The organism is Streptomyces sp. NBC_01197, assembly GCF_036010505.1.
Taxonomy (GTDB): Bacteria; Actinomycetota; Actinomycetes; order Streptomycetales; family Streptomycetaceae; genus Streptomyces.
Window position 1 is genome coordinate 6,231,449 of record NZ_CP108569.1, and the last position, 19,057, is coordinate 6,250,505.

The 19,057-nt window shown below is 70.9% G+C and carries 15 protein-coding genes; 12 read left to right on the top strand and 3 right to left on the bottom strand.

Annotated features, from left to right (window positions below; all coding sequences use genetic code 11):
- Window positions 1–85: 85 nt before the first annotated feature.
- From OG452_RS28650 to OG452_RS28675, 6 genes are all read left to right on the top strand, one after another.
- The gene (locus OG452_RS28650) at window positions 86–838 is read left to right on the top strand and encodes an amino acid ABC transporter ATP-binding protein (RefSeq protein WP_327299816.1); all 753 of its coding nucleotides are present in this window, start codon (window positions 86–88) and stop codon (window positions 836–838) included.
- Window positions 839–852: 14 nt separating this feature from the next.
- Window positions 853–1,857, top strand: a complete 1,005-nt coding sequence (locus OG452_RS28655) for an LLM class flavin-dependent oxidoreductase (RefSeq protein ID WP_327298452.1) — start codon at window positions 853–855, stop codon at window positions 1,855–1,857.
- A gap of 17 nt (window positions 1,858–1,874) precedes the next feature.
- A complete protein-coding gene (locus OG452_RS28660; RefSeq protein WP_327299817.1) occupies window positions 1,875–3,155 on the top strand; it encodes an NtaA/DmoA family FMN-dependent monooxygenase in 1,281 nt (426 codons plus the stop codon).
- A gap of 4 nt (window positions 3,156–3,159) precedes the next feature.
- A complete protein-coding gene (locus OG452_RS28665) occupies window positions 3,160–4,002 on the top strand; it encodes a DUF1684 domain-containing protein (RefSeq protein ID WP_405560311.1) in 843 nt (280 codons plus the stop codon).
- A 202-nt stretch (window positions 4,003–4,204) separates the two neighbouring features.
- Window positions 4,205–5,104: a S1 family peptidase gene (locus OG452_RS28670; protein WP_327298453.1), complete on the top strand. Its 900-nt coding sequence runs from the start codon at window positions 4,205–4,207 to the stop codon at window positions 5,102–5,104.
- Between the two features lie 139 nt (window positions 5,105–5,243).
- Window positions 5,244–5,723: a hypothetical protein gene (locus OG452_RS28675; RefSeq protein WP_327298454.1), complete on the top strand. Its 480-nt coding sequence runs from the start codon at window positions 5,244–5,246 to the stop codon at window positions 5,721–5,723.
- Window positions 5,724–5,792: 69 nt separating this feature from the next.
- Here the strand turns inward: OG452_RS28675 and OG452_RS28680 are convergent, their stop codons facing one another.
- Window positions 5,793–6,677: a DUF4231 domain-containing protein gene (locus tag OG452_RS28680; protein WP_327298455.1), complete on the bottom strand. Its 885-nt coding sequence runs from the start codon at window positions 6,675–6,677 to the stop codon at window positions 5,793–5,795.
- A gap of 259 nt (window positions 6,678–6,936) precedes the next feature.
- On the opposite strand from OG452_RS28680, the gene fxsA reads away from it, so the two are divergent.
- From fxsA to fxsT, 5 genes are all read left to right on the top strand, one after another.
- The gene (gene fxsA, locus OG452_RS28685) at window positions 6,937–7,098 is read left to right on the top strand and encodes an FxSxx-COOH cyclophane-containing RiPP peptide (RefSeq protein ID WP_327298456.1); all 162 of its coding nucleotides are present in this window, start codon (window positions 6,937–6,939) and stop codon (window positions 7,096–7,098) included.
- 9 nt (window positions 7,099–7,107) lie between these two features.
- The gene (fxsBH, locus tag OG452_RS28690) at window positions 7,108–9,318 is read left to right on the top strand and encodes a radical SAM/SPASM protein FxsBH, inactivated beta-hydroxylase extension form (protein ID WP_327298457.1); all 2,211 of its coding nucleotides are present in this window, start codon (window positions 7,108–7,110) and stop codon (window positions 9,316–9,318) included.
- Window positions 9,308–10,090: an aminoglycoside N(3)-acetyltransferase gene (locus OG452_RS28695; protein WP_405560308.1), complete on the top strand. Its 783-nt coding sequence runs from the start codon at window positions 9,308–9,310 to the stop codon at window positions 10,088–10,090. The genes fxsBH and OG452_RS28695 overlap by 11 nt, the downstream gene beginning before the upstream one ends.
- Before the next feature lie 71 nt (window positions 10,091–10,161).
- Entirely contained in the window at window positions 10,162–11,496 is a 1,335-nt protein-coding gene (fsxC, locus tag OG452_RS28700) for an FxsC protein (RefSeq protein WP_327298458.1), read from the top strand.
- Window positions 11,480–15,424 carry an FxSxx-COOH system tetratricopeptide repeat protein gene (gene fxsT / locus OG452_RS28705; RefSeq protein ID WP_327298459.1) on the top strand — a complete coding sequence of 1,315 codons (3,945 nt, stop codon included), beginning with the start codon at window positions 11,480–11,482 and terminating at the stop codon, window positions 15,422–15,424. Before fsxC ends, fxsT begins: the two co-directional genes overlap by 17 nt.
- Before the next feature lie 31 nt (window positions 15,425–15,455).
- On the opposite strand, the gene OG452_RS28710 is transcribed toward fxsT, so the two are convergent.
- Entirely contained in the window at window positions 15,456–16,322 is an 867-nt protein-coding gene (locus tag OG452_RS28710) for an alpha/beta fold hydrolase (protein WP_327299820.1), read from the bottom strand.
- Window positions 16,323–16,752: 430 nt separating this feature from the next.
- On the opposite strand from OG452_RS28710, the gene OG452_RS28715 reads away from it, so the two are divergent.
- On the top strand, window positions 16,753–17,838 hold the full coding sequence (locus tag OG452_RS28715) for a S1 family peptidase (protein ID WP_327298460.1): 1,086 nt from the start codon (window positions 16,753–16,755) through the stop codon (window positions 17,836–17,838).
- Window positions 17,839–17,929: 91 nt separating this feature from the next.
- Here the strand turns inward: OG452_RS28715 and OG452_RS28720 are convergent, their stop codons facing one another.
- Window positions 17,930–18,961, bottom strand: a complete 1,032-nt coding sequence (locus tag OG452_RS28720) for a DUF3533 domain-containing protein (protein ID WP_327298461.1) — start codon at window positions 18,959–18,961, stop codon at window positions 17,930–17,932.
- Window positions 18,962–19,057: the final 96 nt, after the last annotated feature.

Sequence of the window (19,057 nt, forward strand, 5' to 3'; positions counted from 1 at the left end):
GGAAGCCCCGGCCCACACCGGCCCGGTGTCGAAAAGCCTGAAAGAGACCAGCCTGGCGAACGCGTCCGACCAGGCGGCCCCCGCCATGGTCGAGATCAGGTCCGTGCACAAGAGCTTCGGCCCTCTCCAGGTGCTGCGGGGGATCGACCTGACGGTCCGCACCGGTGAGGTGACCGTCGTACTCGGCCCGTCGGGTTCGGGGAAGTCGACCCTGCTGCGGACCATCAACCACCTGGAGAAGGTGGACCGCGGCTGGATCAGCGTGGACGGGGCCCTGGTCGGCTACCGCCGCTCCGGCGACCGCCTCCACGAACTGCCCGAGCGCGAGGTGCTCAAGCAGCGCACCCGGATCGGCTTCGTCTTCCAGAACTTCCATCTCTTCCCGCACCTGACCGTGCTGGAGAACATCACCGAAGCCCCGGTGGCCGCCCTCGGGAGGCCACGGAAGCAGGCGGAGGCGGCCGCGGCGGAGCTGCTGGCCCGGGTCGGACTCGCCGACAAGGCGTCCGCCTACCCGGGCAGGCTCTCCGGCGGACAGCAGCAGCGGGTGGCCATCGCCCGCGCGCTCGCCCTGGAGCCCAGTCTGCTCCTTTTCGACGAGCCCACATCGGCTCTCGACCCCGAACTCGTCGGTGAAGTCCTCGATGTCATCAAGGACTTGGCCGCACAGGGCACCACGATGATCGTCGTCACCCATGAGATCGGCTTCGCCCGGGAGGCCGCCGACACGGTCGTCTTCATGGACGAGGGCCGGATCGTCGAGCAGGGCCCGCCCGCCGCCGTGCTCGACCACCCGGAGCACGAGCGGACCCGCGCCTTCCTCTCCAAGGTCCTGTGAAAGGACTCCTGACCATGACCGTGTCCCGACCCCTCCACCTCGCCGCCGAGATCGGCGGACGGCCGCAGTACGACGCCGGGTACTACACCGGCCTCGCGCTCCTCGCCGAGCGCGGCACCCTCGACTTCATCACCCTCGACGACTCCTTCGCCCGGCCGGGACCCGACGCGCCGGCCGTGCTCGCCCGCGTCGCGCCGGACACCGGGCGGATCGGCCTCGTACCGGCCGTGACCACCACCCACACCGAGCCGTTCCATGTCTCGTCGGCCGTCGCCACCCTGGACTGGGTCAGCCGCGGCCGGGCCGGCTGGAGCCCGGCGGTGTCGGAAACCGCGGCCGAGGCCGCCCTCTTCGGACGGCGTGACGCCGCGCCCCGCGCCGACCTCTGGCACGAGGCGGGTGAAGTCGCCGACGTGGCGGCCAGACTGTGGGACAGCTGGGACGACGACGCGGAGATCCGCGATGTGGCCACCGGCCGTTTCATCGACCGCGACCGGCTGCACTACACCGACTTCACCGGCCGTACGTTCTCCGTACGGGGGCCAGCCATCGTGCCCAGGCCGCCCCAGGGCCACCCCGTCACCGTGGTCGACGGCACCGGCGCGGCGGCCCGTGAGGCGGCCGTCCGGCACGCCGATGTCGTACTCGTACGCGCCGACGACCCGCTCACCGCCCGTACGTTCAGGGAGGAGATCAGAAACCGGGCGGCCGCCCACGGCCGCAGCCCCGACCAGCTGCGTGTCCTGGTCTCGCTCCCGGTCGAACTGCACACCGGCGCCGACGCGGTGGGTCTCGCCCGGCTGATCGCCGACTGGTACGAGCAGGACGCGGCGGACGGCTTCCATCTGCTCCCCGCCGATGTGGAGCGCGACCTCCCGCTGATCGTCGACGGCACGGTCCCCGTGCTCCAGCACCACTGCCTGCTGCGCCGCTTCTATCCGGGCGCGACGCTCCGGGAGCATCTGGGCCTGGCCCGTCCCGCGGGCCGCTACGCGCAGAACCCCGGGGGACGGCCGTGACCGCACAGCAGAAGCAGATGCATCTCGCCGCCCACTTCCCGGGCGTCAACAGCACCACCGTGTGGACCGATCCCCGCTCGCGGAGCCAGATCGAGTTCTCCTCCTTCGAGCATCTCGCCCGGACCGCCGAGCGCGGCAGGTTCGACTTCTTCTTCCTCGCCGAGGGGCTGCGGCTGCGTGAGCACCGGGGGCGCATCCACGACCTGGACGTGGTCGGCAGACCCGAGTCGATCACCCTGCTCAACGCGCTGGCAGCCGTCACCGACCGGCTCGGTCTGGCCGCGACCGTGAACGCCACCTTCAACGAGCCGTACGAACTCGCCCGCAGGCTCGCCACCCTCGACCACCTCAGCGCAGGCCGGGCCGCCTGGAACGTGGTCACCTCGTCCGACGCCTTCACCGGCGAGAACTTCCGGCGCGGCGGCTATCTCGACCGGGCCGACCGCTACACCCGCGCCGCCGAGTTCGTCGCGACGGCGCGTGAACTCTGGGACTCCTGGAGCCCCGACGGCAACCCGCGGCCCTTCGCGCACAGGGGCCGGCACTTCGACATCGCGGGCGAGTTCACCGTCCCACGCTCCCCGCAGGGCCATCCTGTCGTCATCCAGGCAGGCGACTCGGACGAGGGCCGGGAGTTCGCGGCGTCGTCCGCCGACGTGATCTTCACCCGGCACGGCACCCTCGACGCGGGCCGCGCGTTCTACGCCGACACCAAGCGGCGGCTGGCCAAGTACGGCCGTGAGCCGTCGGAGCTGAAGATCATGCCGGGGGTCAGCTACGTCCTGGGCGACACCGCGGCCGATGCGGAGGAACGGGCGGCGGTCATCCGCGAGCAGCAGGTCTCCCCGCAGAACGCGATCCTCGCCCTGGAGCAGATCTGGGGCCGGGACCTCTCCTCGTACGATCCGGACGGGCCGCTGCCCGAGATCGACCCCGATCCCGGATCGGACGTCGCCCAGGGGCGGGTCAGGGTGGCCGATCCGGCGGCCGTCGCCGCGAAGTGGCGGGCGCTCTCGCAGCAGAAGGGCCTCTCCATCCGGCAGACGGTCATCGAGACCACCGCGCGTCAGTCCTTCATCGGCACCCCGGACGCGGTGGCCGCCGAACTGCACGAGTTCGTACGGACGGACGCGGCCGACGGGTTCATCCTCGTCCCGCATCTCACCCCGGGCGGACTCGACGACTTCGTCGGCCGGGTCGTACCGCTGCTCCAGGAGCGCGGGGTGTTCCGCACCGAGTACACCGGCCCGACGCTCCGCTCCCACCTCGGTCTCGCCGAGCCGGTATGGAAGGGTTGATCCCATGACAGAAGGAACGGGCAGTACCCGTGACGCCGCGTCCAGGGCCGCCGGGGAAGAAGCGGCCACGGGACCGGACAGCTGGCGGGCGTGGCACGAAGAGCGCATGGCGACGGTCTCCGCGCCCTACGGTCCGCTGGCTCTGACCGGAACCCACTGGCTCGACGACGCGCCGGACGGACGGATTCCGGGCGTGGCGGGCCACTGGGAGGCGGCCGGCGACGAGGTGGTGCTGACGGCCACCGCCGGTGACGGGCTCTCCCTCGACGGGAAGCCGTTCACCGGACGGGCCGCGCTCACCGCCGACCACGCCCCGCCCGCGATGGCCCGCACCGCCCAGGGCGAGCGGCGTCTGGTCGTGGTGCGCAGGGAGGGGCTCTGGGCGGTCCGGGTCTGGGACCCGGACTCCGCGAACCGGCGGGCGTTCGCCGGGATCGAGGCCACGCCGTACCACCCGGAGTGGGCACTTCCCGGCCTCTACCGGCCCTACGGCGCGAGCCGAACCGTCCAGGTGCCCAACGCCGACGGCCGCGACCGTGGTCTCGGCCTCTCCGGCGAACTCGCCTTCCACCTGGCGGGCGACGAGCACACCCTCCAGGTCGCGCAGGAGGAGGACGGTTCGCTGTGGGCGGTCTTCGCCGACACCACCAGCGGGACGAGCAGTTACCGGTTCCGCTTCCTGCGGCCGTCCGCACCGGCGGCCGACGGCACGGTGAGGGTGGACTTCAACCGCACGCTGCTGCCGCCCTGCGCCTTCGCCGAGCACTTCATCTGCCCCTTCCCGCCGCCGGGCAACACCCTCCCGGTCGCGATCACGGCGGGTGAACGCAGAGCGCGTACACGCTGACCCGGCCTGATCCAGTCGGAAGACCCCCGCAGCGACCGTGCCCGGCCGGGAGGCCCTCTTGCGCCCGGTGGCCGGGTCGCGTTGTACTCCGGGCAGCGCGTTTGTCAGGGACACGGCGGGAGCGTTCCGCCGTGCCCCGGCCTGCGCCTCATGGGTCCCCCCACCGAAAAGGACCCGCGGATTCTCTTCCGGAGGAACTGATATGAGGATCAAGCGCACCACCCCCCACAACGGCCCCGCGAGACGCGGCCGGCTGATCGCCGTGGCGTCCGGCCTGCTGGTCGCGGCCGCACTCACGGTCCCGACCGCCCACGCCGAGCAGGCCACGGCGTACAGCCCCCGGCAGCTGACAGCCGCGAGCAACGCCGTGCAGGGCGCGGATGTCCCGGGCACCGCCTGGTACGTCGACAAGGCGACCGGCACCCTTGTCGTCACCGCGGACAGCACGGTCTCATCGGCGGAGATCAGCCGGATCAAGCAGCGGAGCGGGGCCAACGCGGGCGCGATCCGCGTCGAGCGCACCGCCGGCACCTTCAGTAAGCTCCTCAAGGGCGGTGACGCCATCTACACCTCGCAGTGGCGCTGCTCCGTCGGCTTCAACGTACGCAGTGGGTCGACCTATTACTTCCTCACCGCCGGTCACTGCACCGAGGGTTCCCCCGCCTGGTACACCAACTCGTCGGACACCACGAGCATCGGCCCGACGGCCGGCACCAGCTTCCCGGGCAACGACTACGGCATCGTCAAGTACACCAACTCCGCCGTGCCGCACGCCGGCACCGCCGGCAGCCAGGACATCACCAGCGCGGGCAACCCGACGGTGGGCCAGACCGTGACCAGGACCGGCTCCACCAGCGGCACCCACAGCGGCAAGGTCACCGCGCTGAACGCCACCGTCAACTACGGCGGCGGGGACGTCGTCTCCGGACTCATCCAGACGACGGTCTGCGCCGAGCCCGGTGACAGCGGCGGCCCGCTCTACGCGGGCTCCAAGGCCCTGGGTCTCACCTCGGGCGGCAGCGGTGACTGCACATCGGGCGGTACGACCTTCTTCCAGCCCGTCACCGAGGCGCTGAGCGCCTACGGGGTCAGCGTCTACTGACCGGGCCCCCTCGGGTGGCCGCCGCCGCCCCGCCGACACAGCGGCGCAAGAGCCTTCGTCCGGGATTCCGGGCGGGGGCTCTTGCGTACTTTTGAGAGGATGTCAGGGGGAGCGGGGAGCTCACAGAAGGCGGGGGCGTATGAAGCGCATCGGAGTGACCGGACACCGCAGTATTCCGCCCGACGCCATCGCCCATGTGCGGGAGGCGCTGCGCACCCTGCTCGGCGGCCATCAGGGGCCCCTGGAGGTCCTCTCCAGCCTGGCCGCGGGGGCCGACCAGCTCTTCGCGTGCATCGCGCTCGAATACGGCGCCGAGCTGACCGCGGTCATCCCCAGCGGGGACTACGAACTGGGCTTCCGCGACGCGGGCGAGCTGGCCGGCTACCGCCGGCTCAGAGGCAGGGCGACCCAGGAGGTCCGGATGGACTTCCCGCACTCGACGGACGAGGCCTACTACGCGGCCGGCGCCTATATCGCAGACAACTGCGACCGTCTGGTGGCCGTCTGGGACGGTCTGCCCTCCCGCGGCCTCGGCGGTACGGGCGACATCGTCGGCTACGCCCTGGACGCGGGCAAGCCGGTGACCGTCATCTGGCGGGAGGGCGTGAAACGTGACTGAAAACGATCGCTGCCTCGGGTCCGCGGGGCGTTGAACGTGCGACGTTGAGTCAACCGCCGGTCAGCCGGCTCAACTGCCGTGCCGTGCGAGCCAGTCGGTGTACTGCGGTGAGACGACCCGCTCGGTCTCGTACACCGCGGCCGACCACTGCTTCTCGGTGAGGGGGCTCTCCATCTCCAGATGCAGCGCCTTGAGTTTCTCCTCCACCAGCGCGTGCGCCGCTATCAGCGGCTGGTGCCGGCGGAATTCGCTCCAGGCCACACCGGAGGCCGCGGCGGCCGACACCACCGCGGCGACCTCGGTGTTCTCGCTGATGGAGAGGGCGCGCAGCACCCCGAAGGCCAGGGCGACCAGGGTGAGCAGCGCGAAGGCGCTGGACCACAGGAGGGTGGCGCCGCGGGAGACCTCCTGCTTGCGCCGGTACCAGTTGCGCTGCTCGATCAGCCGGTCCCGTACGTAGGTCTCCTTGCGGACCTCGAACGACCTGGCCCGCAGCGAACGCATCCCGGGGGTGATCAGGTCGGTGCCGGGCGTCTCCTGGTCCCAGCCCACCGTGCGCAGTTCCTCCAGCTGCTCCCCGACGCGGCCGATGAACAACTCGTCCACATCGGCCGACCCGGCGTCGAAGGGGGCGCCGTGCACGGCGTAGCGCCAGCACATCGACTTGATGAAGTCGGCTGCCGAGCGGTTGAGTTGCCACTGTGCCTTGGCCTTGCGGCGGGAGGTGCTGAAGGTCAGCAGCAGCACCCCGGCGTAGGCCAGCGTGCTTAGTACGCCGATGGCCTGGAAGCCGCCCCCGAGCTCCGCTCGCCAGGGCAGGGACGCCGTCGCGGCACCCACCACCAGGAGCACCAGCTGGGCCCGGGTGGAGCCCACGGCCTCGCCCTGCCTGGCGATGGCGTGGGCGTCGGCCCGGTGGAACAGCCCGGGCAGATCGGCGCTCCGGAAGACCATGCTGTGTTCTGGGTTCCGCTCTGGACCGGGAAACGCCGTCACATGAACCCCCGTCTGCGACTTCTGTCTTCACTCTTTAGGTGGAATGGCGTGTTCCGGAATTCTGGAGCACACTCTGTGCGACGTTCTTCCGAGCGTCCGGTCGCGCTCAGTTGCCTTCGGTCTGGTTGAGGGTAAAGTCGACCCGCCGACACTGCAACGGTGCAAGTATCGGCATTCCTGCCCATGTCCAGAAAACATCCCTCAAGGCGGCCTCATCATGTCCGTAACTTCAGCCTCTTCCGCCGCTGTAAAGAAGCCGCGTGTCCCCCTGGCCGAGATCGATGTGCGCGGTACCGAGGCTGTCAAGCAGCTCGGCCGGGTTCTCTCCGCTTCGACCGGTCGCTCGATGAGGGCATCGACCTTCAATTCGGCGCTCTAGACTGGCGGAATGACAGGACCCCTGGTCCCATTCCGCGAGATCGTCCTCAAGGTCCACAGCAGATGCGATCTTGCCTGTGACCACTGCTATGTCTACGAACATGCCGACCAGAGCTGGCGCACGCGGCCCAAGGCCATCTCTGACGAGGCGGTCCACTGGACAGCTCTGCGACTGGCGGAGCACGCCAGGACCCATGACCTGCCCTCCGTGTCAGTGATCCTGCACGGAGGGGAGCCACTGCTGGCAGGCCCCGCACGACTGCGCCGCGTCTGTGAGGAGCTCACCGGGGCCCTCGAAGGGACCGCCGGGCTCGACCTCCGGATCCACACCAACGGCCTCCAGCTCAGCCCCCGGTACCTCGACCTGTTCGACGAGTTCAACGTCCGGGTCGGCATCTCCCTCGACGGGGACCGCGCCTCCAACGACAGGCACCGCCGCTTCGCCGACGGCCGCACCAGCCATCCACTGGTACTCAGGGCCGTCGAGCTGCTCCGCCAGGACCGGTACGCCCATCTCGACCTCGGTCTGCTCTGCACCATCGACGTGCTGAACGACCCGGTCGCCGTCTACGACGCGCTGACCGAGCTCGCCCCGCCGCGCATCGACTTCCTGCTGCCGCACGCGACCTGGGACGACCCCCCGCACCGGCCGGCCGGAGCGCCGACCGCCTACGCCGACTGGATCCTGACGGTCTTCGACCGCTGGGACGCGCAGGGGCGGAAGATCCCCGTACGGCTCTTCGAGTCGGTCATCTCCACGCTGGGCGGCGGTCCGAGCCTCACCGAGTCACTGGGCCTGGCCCCCACCGACCTGGTCGTCGTGGAGACCGACGGCACGCTGGAGCAGGTCGACTCCCTCAAGAGCGCCTACGAGGGCGCGGCGTTCACCGGGTTCGACGTCTTCAGCCACGCCTTCGACGAGGTGGCCGCCCACCCCGGGGTCCGCGCCCGCCAGCTCGGCCTGGCCGGTGTCGGCGAGAAGTGCCGGGAGTGCCCCGTCGTGCGGTCCTGCGGGGGCGGTCTCTACACCCACCGCTACCGCGCGGGCTCCTTCGACCAGGAGAGCGTCTACTGCACCGATCTGGAGGCACTGGTCCGCGGCATCGAGACGCGCACCGCGCCGGCCGCCACCTCGCCCGCGCTCACCGATCCGCGGGAACTGGCCGCCGGACAGCAGGAGCTGACCCGCACTCTGCTCGCCGCGCTGCACACGGAACTGGCCGGCCGCGGCGGCGAGGAGTGGGCGCGGGCCTGGGAGCTGGCGGGCGAGGTCGAGCAGCGGTCCGACGGGCTCGACACGGTGCTCGCCCACCCCTACGCCCGCAGCTGGCTGCTCAGCTGCCTGGACGCCCTGCGCCTGGGCCGGTCCGGCACCCCCGGCAGGCTGGCCGCCCATGTCGCCGCTGGGGCCCTGCGAGGCGGGCTCGATCTGCCCGTCACCGTGGCGTACTCCGGTGGTCTGCTGCACCTGCCGACCTACGGGGCGTTACGTCTCACCGGGTCCGCCGCGAGCGGCAGCGCCGAGGTCCGCCGCGCCGAGAAGGGCTTCCTGGTCAGAAGCGCGGGCGCCGAACTGCGCGTTCCGCGCCCGGACGAGGCCACCGCCGACTGGCAGCCGCTGCGCAGGACCGACTGCGACGGGGCCCCCGATCTCGCGCTGGACGACCTCGACCCGTACCGCGACTGCTTCGGTACGCCCGTCGGGGAGCGCCTCACCCTGGCAGGCGCCGCCGACTGGAGCCGGCGCTTCGCGCGCACCTGGTCCGCGCTGCGGGCCGCCGTCCCCGTGCACGCCGAGGACGCCGCCGCCCGGCTCACCACGGTGACCCCGCTGACCGCGGGCGAGCCGGCGGTCGGCCGGCACGGGCACGGAGCCATCGGTGTCTCCCTGCCCGGCCTCACCCCCGGGGGCCTGCTGCGCGCCGTGCGCCGGGGGAAGCTGCGCGCGCTCCTCGATGTCACCGATCTCTACGCCGAGGACGGCTCCTGGCCGCACCGGGTGCCCTGGCGGCAGGAGCCGGTGCCGGTCTCGGAGGTGCTGGCCGGCGCCTATGAGGGCGTGGCGCTCGCCGCGTACCCGGGAGAGAACCGTGCGCGCACCCTGGCGCACACCCGGCAGGCGCTGGAAGCTCTGGAGGGCGCGGCCGAACTGACCATCAGCGGCAGGAGCCTGGTCGCCGCCCTGTGGGACGAGTGGGAGGAGGCAGCCCGTGGCCGGTGAGGCCGGGCCGGCCGCCGAGCTGAGAGCGCTCGGGGTCACGGAGGGGATGACGCTGCTGGTGCACTCCGCGCTCGGTGGTACGGGGCTGGACGCGCGGACGCTGCGGGACGCGCTCCTCGGCGTCCTGGGCGAGGGGGGGACGCTGGTGGTCCCGGCCTTCACCCCGGAGAACTCCACGACATCGGCGGCCCATCTGCGGCAGACCGCCGGACTCACCGAGGACGCCAGGGCTCGCTTCCTCGCCTCGATGCCCGCCTTCGACCCCGCCCGTACGCCGTGTCCCGGGATGGGCCGGCTGGCTGAATGTGTCCGGCTCTCTCCGGGCGCGGTACGCAGCAGCCACCCCCAGACCTCGTTCGCCGCGCTGGGCGCGCGCGCCGAAGAGCTGGTAAAGGACCATCCCGCCGACTGCCACCTCGGTGAGGATTCCCCGCTGGGCAGACTCGCCGCCGCCGGCGCGCGGGAATTGATGATCAATGTGGGATTCGGTGTGTGCACCTCATTCCATCTCGCTGAATACCGGCTGGCTGAATACAAGATTCCGGATATCCCGACGCGGCTGTACCGCTGCGTGGTCGGTACGGGTGGCCGGCGTGAGTGGTTCGAATACCGGGACATCGAACTCGACGACAGTGATTTCGAACTGATCGGTGCGGATTTCCCCCGCGTGAGCCTGCGAGAGGGGAAGCTGGGGAACGCGGCCGCCATGGCGTTCCCGATCAAGGAAGCTGTGGCGCACGCGATGAAGTGGATGACCGAAAAACGACGTTGATTGACCGAACGTCGACGGGGTGGGGACTCTTCGCTCCGGAATGATGTCTTCATGGACGACGGGGGGCCGAGTTGGCAGCATCGGAACAGCCGAGAGCGGCGAACCACAGGCCGTATTTTTTTCTCAGCTATGCGCACACTCCGAAACACGGAGCCGTCGGGCCCGACCCGGACATGTGGGTCGAGCGGCTCTTCCGTGACCTCTGCGCCCATGTGATGGCCATGACCAATCTGCCCGCGGGAGCGCCCGCGGGCTTCATAGACCGGGAGCTGCGCTCGGGGGAGGGCTGGTCGGAGCGGCTCGGCGAAGTCCTCGCCACCTGCCGGGTCTTCGTACCGCTCTTCTCGCCCCGCTATTTCGGCAGCGAGATGTGCGGCAAGGAGTGGTACGCCTTCGCCCAGCGCGCCATTCAGGAACAGGTCCGCAGCAACCGCACGGCCGACGCGATAGTCCCCGCCCTCTGGGTCCCCGTGCCGCCGCACCAACTGCCGGGCCCGGCAGCGCGGTTGCAGTTCAACCACCGTGCTTTCGGCGAGCGCTATGTGACCGACGGGCTCTACGGTCTCGTCAAACTGCGGATATTCGCCGAGGAGTACGAGCGGGCAGTCTACGAACTGGCCAAACGCATTGTGAGCGTCGCCGACGCATCGGACGTCGGCCCGTGCCGCCCCGTCGACTACCGGGCCATACCCAGCGCCTTCGGCCCGCCCAGCGCGGGCCCGCGCCCGATGAAACTGACCGTCGCAGCGCCCACCCGCCACGACCTTCCCGACGGCCGGCATTCCGAGTACTACGGGGACACCCCGCTGGACTGGAATCCGTACCACCCCGTCTCCGCGCAGCCGCTGTCCCGGCTGGCCGAGGACCTGGTCCGCTCGCTCAACTACCAGGCCACCGTCACCTCGTTCGACGAGGAAGTACTCCACCTCGACGGGAAGCAGCCTCCGTCACGTCCCGAGGTCCTGCTCGTCGACCGCTGGGCCCTGCACGACGACGAGCGGCGCCAGCGGCTCGCCGCCTTCGACTCCGAGCACCGCCCCTGGGTGAGTGTGGTGGTCCCCTGGAACCGCGACGACCACCAGAGCAGAGCCTCCGAGGCCGAGCTCACCGGCCGTCTTGAGGACACCATGCCGTCCAAGATGCGGGAGGGGCGCGCCGCGTCGAGAGCCGCGGCCAAGGGCGTCCCGAGCATGGAGGCCTTCGGCCAGATCCTCCCCCAGGTGGTGGAGGCCGCCGCCCAGCAGTATCTGAAGCACGCAGCCGTCTACCCGCCGGGCGGCGGCGGCCACCACGAACGGCCCCGGCTCATCGGCCCGATGGCGACCGAGCAGGCCGCCACCCGCTACATACCGGCAACTCAGGATCTCGCGCTCGATGCGGAGGACACGGATGACGGCAGGTCGTGACGGACGCATCGTCACCTTCTACTCGTACAAGGGAGGTACCGGCCGGACCATGGCCCTGGCCAACACCGCCTGGATCCTGGCCGCCAACGGCAGACGCGTCCTCGCGGTCGACTGGGACCTGGAGGCACCGGGCCTCTACCGCTTCTTCCACCCCTTCCTCGACCCGTCCACGCTCGGCGCCACCACCGGGATCATCGACCTGATCACCGAGTACGCCTGGGCGGCCACCAGCCCCGTCCCGCGCCCCGACGACTGGCACCGGGACTACGCCCGTATCCAGCAGCACGCCGTCTCGCTGACACCGGAGACGCTGGGCTGGGAGTTCCCCGACGGCGGCACGCTCGACTTCGTGTCGGCCGGCCGGCAGAACCGCGAGTACTCCGCCACCGTCTCCACCTTCGACTGGGACAACTTCTACGACCGGCTCGGCGGCGGCCACTTCTTCGACGCGCTGCGCGACGACATGAAGGCCAACTACGACTACGTCCTCATCGACAGCAGGACCGGGCTCAGCGACATCGCCGACATCTGCACCGTCCATCTGCCCGACGCGCTCGTCGACTGCTTCACCCTCAGCGACCAGTCCATCGACGGCGCCGCCGCCGTGGCCCGCCAGATCGACAAGCACGACGGCGGCCGGGGCATCCAGATCCTGCCCGTCCCGATGCGGATCGACGAGGGCGAGAAGGAGAAGGCGGACGCGGGACGGGCCCTGGCCAGGCTCCGGTTCGACGGGCTGCCGCGCGGGCTCACGGGCGAGGAGCTCACCGCGTACTGGGGAGCGGTCGAGATCCCGTACCGCCCCTACTACGCCTACGAGGAGACCCTGGCCACCTTCGGCGACGAGGCAGGGCTCACCAACTCGCTGCTCTCCGCCTTCGAACGGCTCGCCTCCGTCGTCACCGACCGGCAGATCACCTCGATGCCGCAGATCCCCGAAGAGGTCAGGCTGCGCATCAGGGACGCCTTCACCCGCCGCCGCCCCGCGCTCCCCGCCGATCTGCTGCTCAGCTATGTGGCCGAGAACCGGATGTGGGCGGACTGGATCGAGTCAGTGCTCACCCGCGCCGGATTCCGGGTGGTGCCGCGCGACGTGTCGGCCGAGGCGCCACCGTCCGACGCGGAGACCGCGGCGGCCGACGGCGCGGCCCGTACCGTCGTCGTGCTGTCCAGCGCCTATCTCAAGTCGGCCCGCGCGGTGGAGGTCTGGCAGCGCTCGGCCGCCGAGGACCCCTCCGGGACCCGCAGGCATCTGCTGCCGCTGCGCGTCGGTGACGTACGGCTGACCACGCCCTACATCGACCGCAACCCGGTCGACCTGTTCCGGCTCGACGAGGTGCACGCCACCGCTGCGCTGCTGCGGGCGGTGGACCGGCCGGGCCAGGCGGTCGACGGGGTGGCGCCGGGGCCGCGGTTCCCCGGCACCGTCCCGAAGATCTGGAACGCCCCGGCCCGCAACTCCGGCTTCACCGGGCGCTCCCTGGTACTGGAGCGGATGCGCGACCAGCTCGGCGGCGGGATGGCCGTGGTCCTGCCGCAGCCCCAGACGCTGTACGGCCTCGGCGGCGTCGGCAAGACCCAGGTGGCCCTGGAGTACGTACACCGCTTCATGGCCGACTACGACCTGGTCTGGTGGATCTCCGCCGAACAGACCGACGACGTGATCGCCGGCCTCGCCGAACTCGCCGTCCGTCTTGGCACCCAGGGCGCCGACGACATGGCGTCCGCCTCGCAGGAGGCCATCGATCTGCTGCGCCGCGGGGTGCCCACCTCGCGTTGGCTGCTGGTCTTCGACAACGCGGACGATCCCGAGCAGCTCAAGCGCTTCTTCCCGCCGGGCGGCCCCGGCCATGTGCTGGTGACCTCGCGGAACCAGACCTGGTCGCAGTACGGGGACGCGCTGCCCGTCGACGTCTTCATGCGGGAGGAGTCCGTCGAGCACATCCAGCGCCGGGCGCCGGGGCTCTCCGCCGACGACGCGGCCCGGGTCGCCGAGGCGGTGGGCGATCTGCCGCTCGCCGTCGAGCAGGCGGCGGCCTGGATCGCCGAGACCGCCACCCCCGTCGACACCTATCTGGAACAGCTGGCCCAGGAGGCCGAGAGCGTCCTCGCCCTCAACCAGCCCGCCGGGTACCCCGAACCGGTGGCCGCCACCTGGAACGTGTCCATCGCCCGCCTCAAGGAGCGCTCGCCCGCCGCGGTCCGGCTGCTCCAGCTCTGCGCCTTCTTCGCGCCGGAACCGATCTCGGCCAAGCTCCTCTACAGCCGGGAGATGATCGACGCGCTCAAGCCGTACGACGCGACGCTCCAGGAGAAGCTGGTGCTCGGCCGGGTCATCCGGGAGATCGGCCGCTTCGCGCTCGCCAAGGTGGACCCGGTGGGCGGCTCCATCCAGGTGCACCGCCTGGTGCAGGCCGTGATCAAGGCACAGCTCAGCCACGCGGAGCGGGACGACGCACGGCACGCCGTCCATATGATCCTCGCGGGCGCCAGGCCCGACGGTGACGAGCCGATAGACAATCCCGGCACCTGGCCCGACTTCGCCCCCATCTGGCCGCACCTGGGCCCGTCGGAGGCCAGGCTCTGCAAGGAGCCGGAGACCCGCCGGCTGATGATCGACCGGGTGCGCTACCTGTGGAAGCGCGGTGACTTCGTCACGGCGGCAGCCCTCGCCGGCGAGCTGCGCGAGGTGTGGCGCGAACGCCTCGGCAACAACGACCTCCAGTACCTCTACCTCCGCTTCCACCTCTCCAACATCCTCCGCTCGCGCGGTCGTTACGTGGAGGCCATGGAGCTGGACGAGGAGACCCTGCGGCGCCAGCGCGAGCAGCTCCCGGAGCTCGGCCCTTCGCATCCGCACACCTACATGACCACCAGCGCCCTGGCCATGGACCTGGGTGCGGTCGGTGAGTACAGCAGGGCCATGACGCTGGCGACCGAGGCGTACGAGGGGTTCAAGGAGATCTTCGACGAGTCGCATCCGAGGACCCTGGCCGCGGCCAACAACCTGGCGCTGAACCTGCGGATCGCCGGCCAGTACGCCCGCGCGCGCGAGATGGACCAGGACGTCTACGACCGCCGCACCGAAGTGCTCGGCCCGGAGCATCCGTACACCCTCTCGTCCGCGCAGAACCTCGCCCGCGACCTGCGCGAGGTCGGCCGGTACGAGGACTCCGTCGTGCTGCTCTCGCGGACGTACCAGATCTTCAAGGAGCAGCTGGGCCGGGCCTTCCCCGGTACGCTCGCGGCGGCCAAGAGCCTGGCCGTCTCGCTGCGCAGGGCCGGCCGCCCGGAGGACGCCAGGCGGCTGACCTCGGCCACCCGGGACCGGTACCGCATCAAGTACACGGTGGCGAACCCGGACTGGCTGGCCTGCGACCTGAACTTCGCGGCCGACCTGTTCGCCGCCGGGGACGCGGTGGGGGCGCGGGACACCGCGCAGGCGGTGGTCGACCAGTACATGAAGATGCCGGGGGAGCGGCATCCGTACACCCTCACCGCCATGAACAACCTCGGTATCTTCCAGGGGGCCTGCGGTGCGCTGGACACCGCCGAATCGGTGCTCGCCAGCACGATCAGGGCGATGAGCGACGTACTGAACCCCCGTCATCCGCATGTGCTGTTCGCGACCGTCAACCTCGCCAATGTGACGGCCGAGCTGGGCGATCTCCCGAAGGCCCTGGAGATCGAGCGCCGGGTGGTCGCGGCGCTGCGCGAGGTCGTCGGCGCCCATCATCCGGAGACCCTGGCCTGTGCGTCCAACATGTCGGTGACGCTGGACGCACTCGGGCGCAAGGAGGAGGCGCAGCTGCTGAGGGCGGAGACCGTCACCGAGCTGCAGCGGCAGCTCGGTGACGACCACGACTACGTGGGGATCGCGGGCGACGCGCGGCGGTTCAGCCGGGACCTGGAGCCGCTCGTGGTGTGACGGGCCGGAGCGCTGCCGCGTGCCCCGGTCCTCACTCGTCCAGCAGCCAGTTGAGGATGCGGGGGAGCGCGTGCAGCGCGTCGAAGTGCGCGGCGGCCGGTTCGAGTACGGCCGTCGCGCCCGGGATGCGCCGGGCCAGCCAGCGGGAGTGGCCGACGGGCGAGAAGACGTCCTTCACCCCGTGCCACAGCATGATCGGGCTGCGGATGTCGGCGGGGTCGAAACCCCAGGGGTGGGAGAACGCCAGCGCGTCGTCGATCCAGCCGTACGGTGAAGTGCGCAGCGCCTCCTGGTAGTTGCGCAGCAGCATGGCCCGTACGCCCGCGTCGTTGACGACTCGGCGGTCGGAGTCGGTGAGGTCGCTGAACAGCTGGTCGAGCAGGCGGACGGGGTTCTTCCTGATCTCCGCCGAGCGCGGGATGAGCCGGGCCGCCAGGCCGTCGGGGTCGTCGGACGCGGTGGTGTACTCCCGGACGTTGGACGCGGCCATGCCCTCGAACCAGTCGAGCCCGACGGCGTCCCGCGGGGCGAGTGTCACCAGGGCGGCCGCTCTGGTGACCCGGCCGGGCAGCAGGGCCGCACAGGCCAGCGCGTGGGGTGCGCCGCCCGACCGGCCCGCGACGGCGAACCTCTCGATGCCCAGCGCGTCCGCGATCGCCCCGACGTCCTGGGCGACATCGGCGACGCTGCGTCCCGGCAGCCGGTCACTGCCTCCGTAGCCGGGGCGGTCGAAGGCGATGAGCTGCATTCTGCGCTGATAGAGCACCATGCCGCGCGGGGCGGGCCCGAGTCTGCTGCCCGGGGTGCCGTGCAGCAGGAACACCGGCCTGCCGCGCGGATCGCCGAGACGTTCCACTGTGAGATGACGTCCGTCCGGCGCGCGAACCCGCCCGCGCAGCCCCGGTCCCTCTGTGCCGTATGCATGCATCGTGTGCACTGGCATCCCCCTTCGTTCCGATGATTACCCATCAGCGCGCTTTCAGGGGCACGGAGTTGCCGAGAAGCTGCGGATACGGCTGAGGGGGCGCCCGCAATCCGCCCGCAATCCACCCGCAACCCGGTCGCAATCCGGTCCCCCGGCGGTGGATAGCGGACGGCGGCCGTCGGACAGGCGGCATTGATTTGTCGACCGAAGCGGCTTATCTCCCCTTGAGTCCCTCCGGGAGGCGCCCCATTCGTGAACGGAGTGCGGGCGGCTTGTCGGTGTCGTGTGCCCGTCCATGGGCCGACCTTGTGTACGAGCTGTGACTGTCGGAATAGTGGGCGGCTCCATCCTCCGCTTCCGGTCACCCCACATGACCGGAAGCGGCCCCCACAGGAGGTCGAAGTTGAAGCACCGACGCATACCCAAGCGCCGAGTGATCGCGGCGGCGACCGGTGCCGCCGCGCTGATCGCCGCAGGCGTCACCTTCCAGACGGCCAACGCCAGCGAGGCAGCACCGGCCTCCCCGTTGAAGACGCTGTCCGTGACCGCGGCCGGGACCCTGGCCTCGACGCTGACCCACACACTGGGCGCCGACGCGGCCGGCTCGTACTACGACGCCAAGAGCAAGCATCTGGTGGTGAACGTCGTCGACGAGGCGGCGGCCCAGGGCGTACGCAAGGCGGGCGGCCGGGCGAGAGTCGTCCAGAACTCGATGGCCGCGCTGACCGGTGCGCGCAAGACCCTGGCCGACAAGGCATCGCTGCCGGGCACCTCGTGGGCGGTGGACCCGGTCAGTAACAAGATCGTCGTCACCGCCGACCGCACCGTCTCCGGCGCGAAGCTCTCGAAGCTGGACAGTGTCGTCAAGGGCCTCGGCTCCAAGGCCGAACTCAAGCGCAGCGCGGGGGAGTTCAAGCCCCTCATCGCGGGCGGTGACGCCATCTGGGGCTCCAGCGCCCGCTGCTCGCTCGGCTTCAACGTGGTCAAGGACGGCCAGCCGTACTTCATCACCGCCGGGCACTGCACCCAGGCCGTCAGCAGCTGGTCGGACTCGCAGGGCGGCTCCGAGATCGGCACCAACGCGGCCTCCGACTTCCCCGGCCACGACTACGGCCTGGTGAAGTACACGGCGGACACCCCGCACCCGAGTGAGGTCGACCTCTACAACGGCAAGACGCAGCCGATCACCAAGGCGGCCGAAGCGACGGTCGGCATGGCGGTCCAGCGCAGCGGTTCCACCACACAGGTGCACGGCGGCACGGTGAAGGGGCTCAACGCCACCGTCAACTACGGCAACGGCGACGTCGTCAACGGTCTCATCCAGACCGATGTCTGCGCCGAGCCCGGCGACAGCGGCGGCGCGCTCTTCGCGGGCGACAGTGCGATCGGTCTTACCTCGGGCGGCAGCGGTGACTGCTCGGCCGGCGGGGAGACGTTCTTCCAGCCGGTGCCCGCGGCGCTGGCCGCCTTCGGGGCGACGATCGGCTGACGCTTCAGTAACACACACTGCGGACAGCACCGGGCCCGGCCCGTCCTTGTGACGGGCCGGGCCTCTGCCGTCCGGCCGCTGCCGAGCCGCCTCAGGGCCGGGGGATCTCCCGCGGCTCCGGGGCGGTGGGAGGCCTCCTGCGGAACGTGGACATACCGAGCGTGATCGCCGTGCCCACCACCGCCCAGCCGGAGAGCACCAGCAGCGGTCCGGTGACGGAGTTGCCCCTGAAGTACGCGATGGAGCGCGCCGTCCAGGTGCCCGCGCCCGGGGGCAGCCAGGGGCCGATCGCGTGCCAGAACGGCGGCAGCATCGGCAGCGGGAAGGCGCCGCCCGCGCTCGGGTTGCCCGCGATCACCACCAGCAGGACGGCCAGACCGATCCCCACGATGCCGGTGAGCGCCTGCAGGGCGAGAGTGATCGCGCCGACCCCGAAGACGACCAGCGCGCCGAGACCCCAGAGTCCCAGGACACTGCCGGGCAGCGCACCGAGCACCGGACCGACGATGACCGCGCCCCCCAGCCCGCCCAGGACCGAGTAGAGCGCCATGGTGATGAGCCTGAGCGCGGCGCGCCGTCCGTTGGCGGCCCGGGAGCCCGCGCTGATCGCCAGGATCGACGCGCAGAGGTAGCCGCCGACGCACCATCCGACGACCAGGTAGAACGCGGAGAGCCCGTCGAAGTCCTGGGCCGACGCCGGCGCCACGTCGACGGTCCGCACGCTCCGCCGCTGTGTCTTCTCCACGCCAGTGATGATCCGGTCGAGCGACGAGGACAGTACGGTCCCGCCGCCGGACGCGACCAGGAGCGTGTCCTTCGAACCGTTGGGGCTGACGATCAGGGCGCCGTCGAGATCACGGTTCAGGATCTTCTTCCGGGCGTCGGCCGCGCCGGCGGCCGTACGCGGGTCCAGCGGTCCGCCGGGCAGCCCCTTGAGTTCGCTGACCAGCCGCGGGGCCGCCTGCGCGGGCGCGACGACCCCGAAGGGGACGTCCTTCGGGGCGGGATTGTGCAGAGCCCCCACATAGGACGCGATGAACAGCAGCTGCAGCACCAGCGTGCCGATGACGAGCAGCGCCGCGCGCGGAGTGACAGCGGTCTTCATCTCGTCCAGGAAAGTCATGGACCCACGGTCCGGTAGAGGGGGTGTTTGCGCAGGTGGGGCGGGCCCGAATGGCTGACGCGCCGTTAATCGCACAAGTATTCGAAAGTGGTCTAT

What these genes read in the sequence shown, in the direction of transcription:
- OG452_RS28670 (WP_327298453.1), top strand. Translation starts at nt 4,205, where the DNA reads ATGAGGATCAAGCGCACCACCCCCCACAACGGCCCCGCGAGACGCGGC.
- OG452_RS28680 (WP_327298455.1), bottom strand. Translation starts at nt 6,677, where the DNA reads ATGGTCTTCCGGAGCGCCGATCTGCCCGGGCTGTTCCACCGGGCCGAC.
- OG452_RS28720 (WP_327298461.1), bottom strand. Translation starts at nt 18,961, where the DNA reads ATGACTTTCCTGGACGAGATGAAGACCGCTGTCACTCCGCGCGCGGCG.
- fxsBH (WP_327298457.1), top strand. Translation starts at nt 7,108, where the DNA reads ATGACAGGACCCCTGGTCCCATTCCGCGAGATCGTCCTCAAGGTCCAC.
- OG452_RS28660 (WP_327299817.1), top strand. Translation starts at nt 1,875, where the DNA reads ATGCATCTCGCCGCCCACTTCCCGGGCGTCAACAGCACCACCGTGTGG.
- fxsT (WP_327298459.1), top strand. Translation starts at nt 11,480, where the DNA reads ATGACGGCAGGTCGTGACGGACGCATCGTCACCTTCTACTCGTACAAG.
- OG452_RS28650 (WP_327299816.1), top strand. Translation starts at nt 86, where the DNA reads ATGGTCGAGATCAGGTCCGTGCACAAGAGCTTCGGCCCTCTCCAGGTG.
- OG452_RS28665 (WP_405560311.1), top strand. Translation starts at nt 3,160, where the DNA reads ATGACAGAAGGAACGGGCAGTACCCGTGACGCCGCGTCCAGGGCCGCC.
- fxsA (WP_327298456.1), top strand. Translation starts at nt 6,937, where the DNA reads ATGTCCGTAACTTCAGCCTCTTCCGCCGCTGTAAAGAAGCCGCGTGTC.
- OG452_RS28675 (WP_327298454.1), top strand. Translation starts at nt 5,244, where the DNA reads ATGAAGCGCATCGGAGTGACCGGACACCGCAGTATTCCGCCCGACGCC.
- OG452_RS28655 (WP_327298452.1), top strand. Translation starts at nt 853, where the DNA reads ATGACCGTGTCCCGACCCCTCCACCTCGCCGCCGAGATCGGCGGACGG.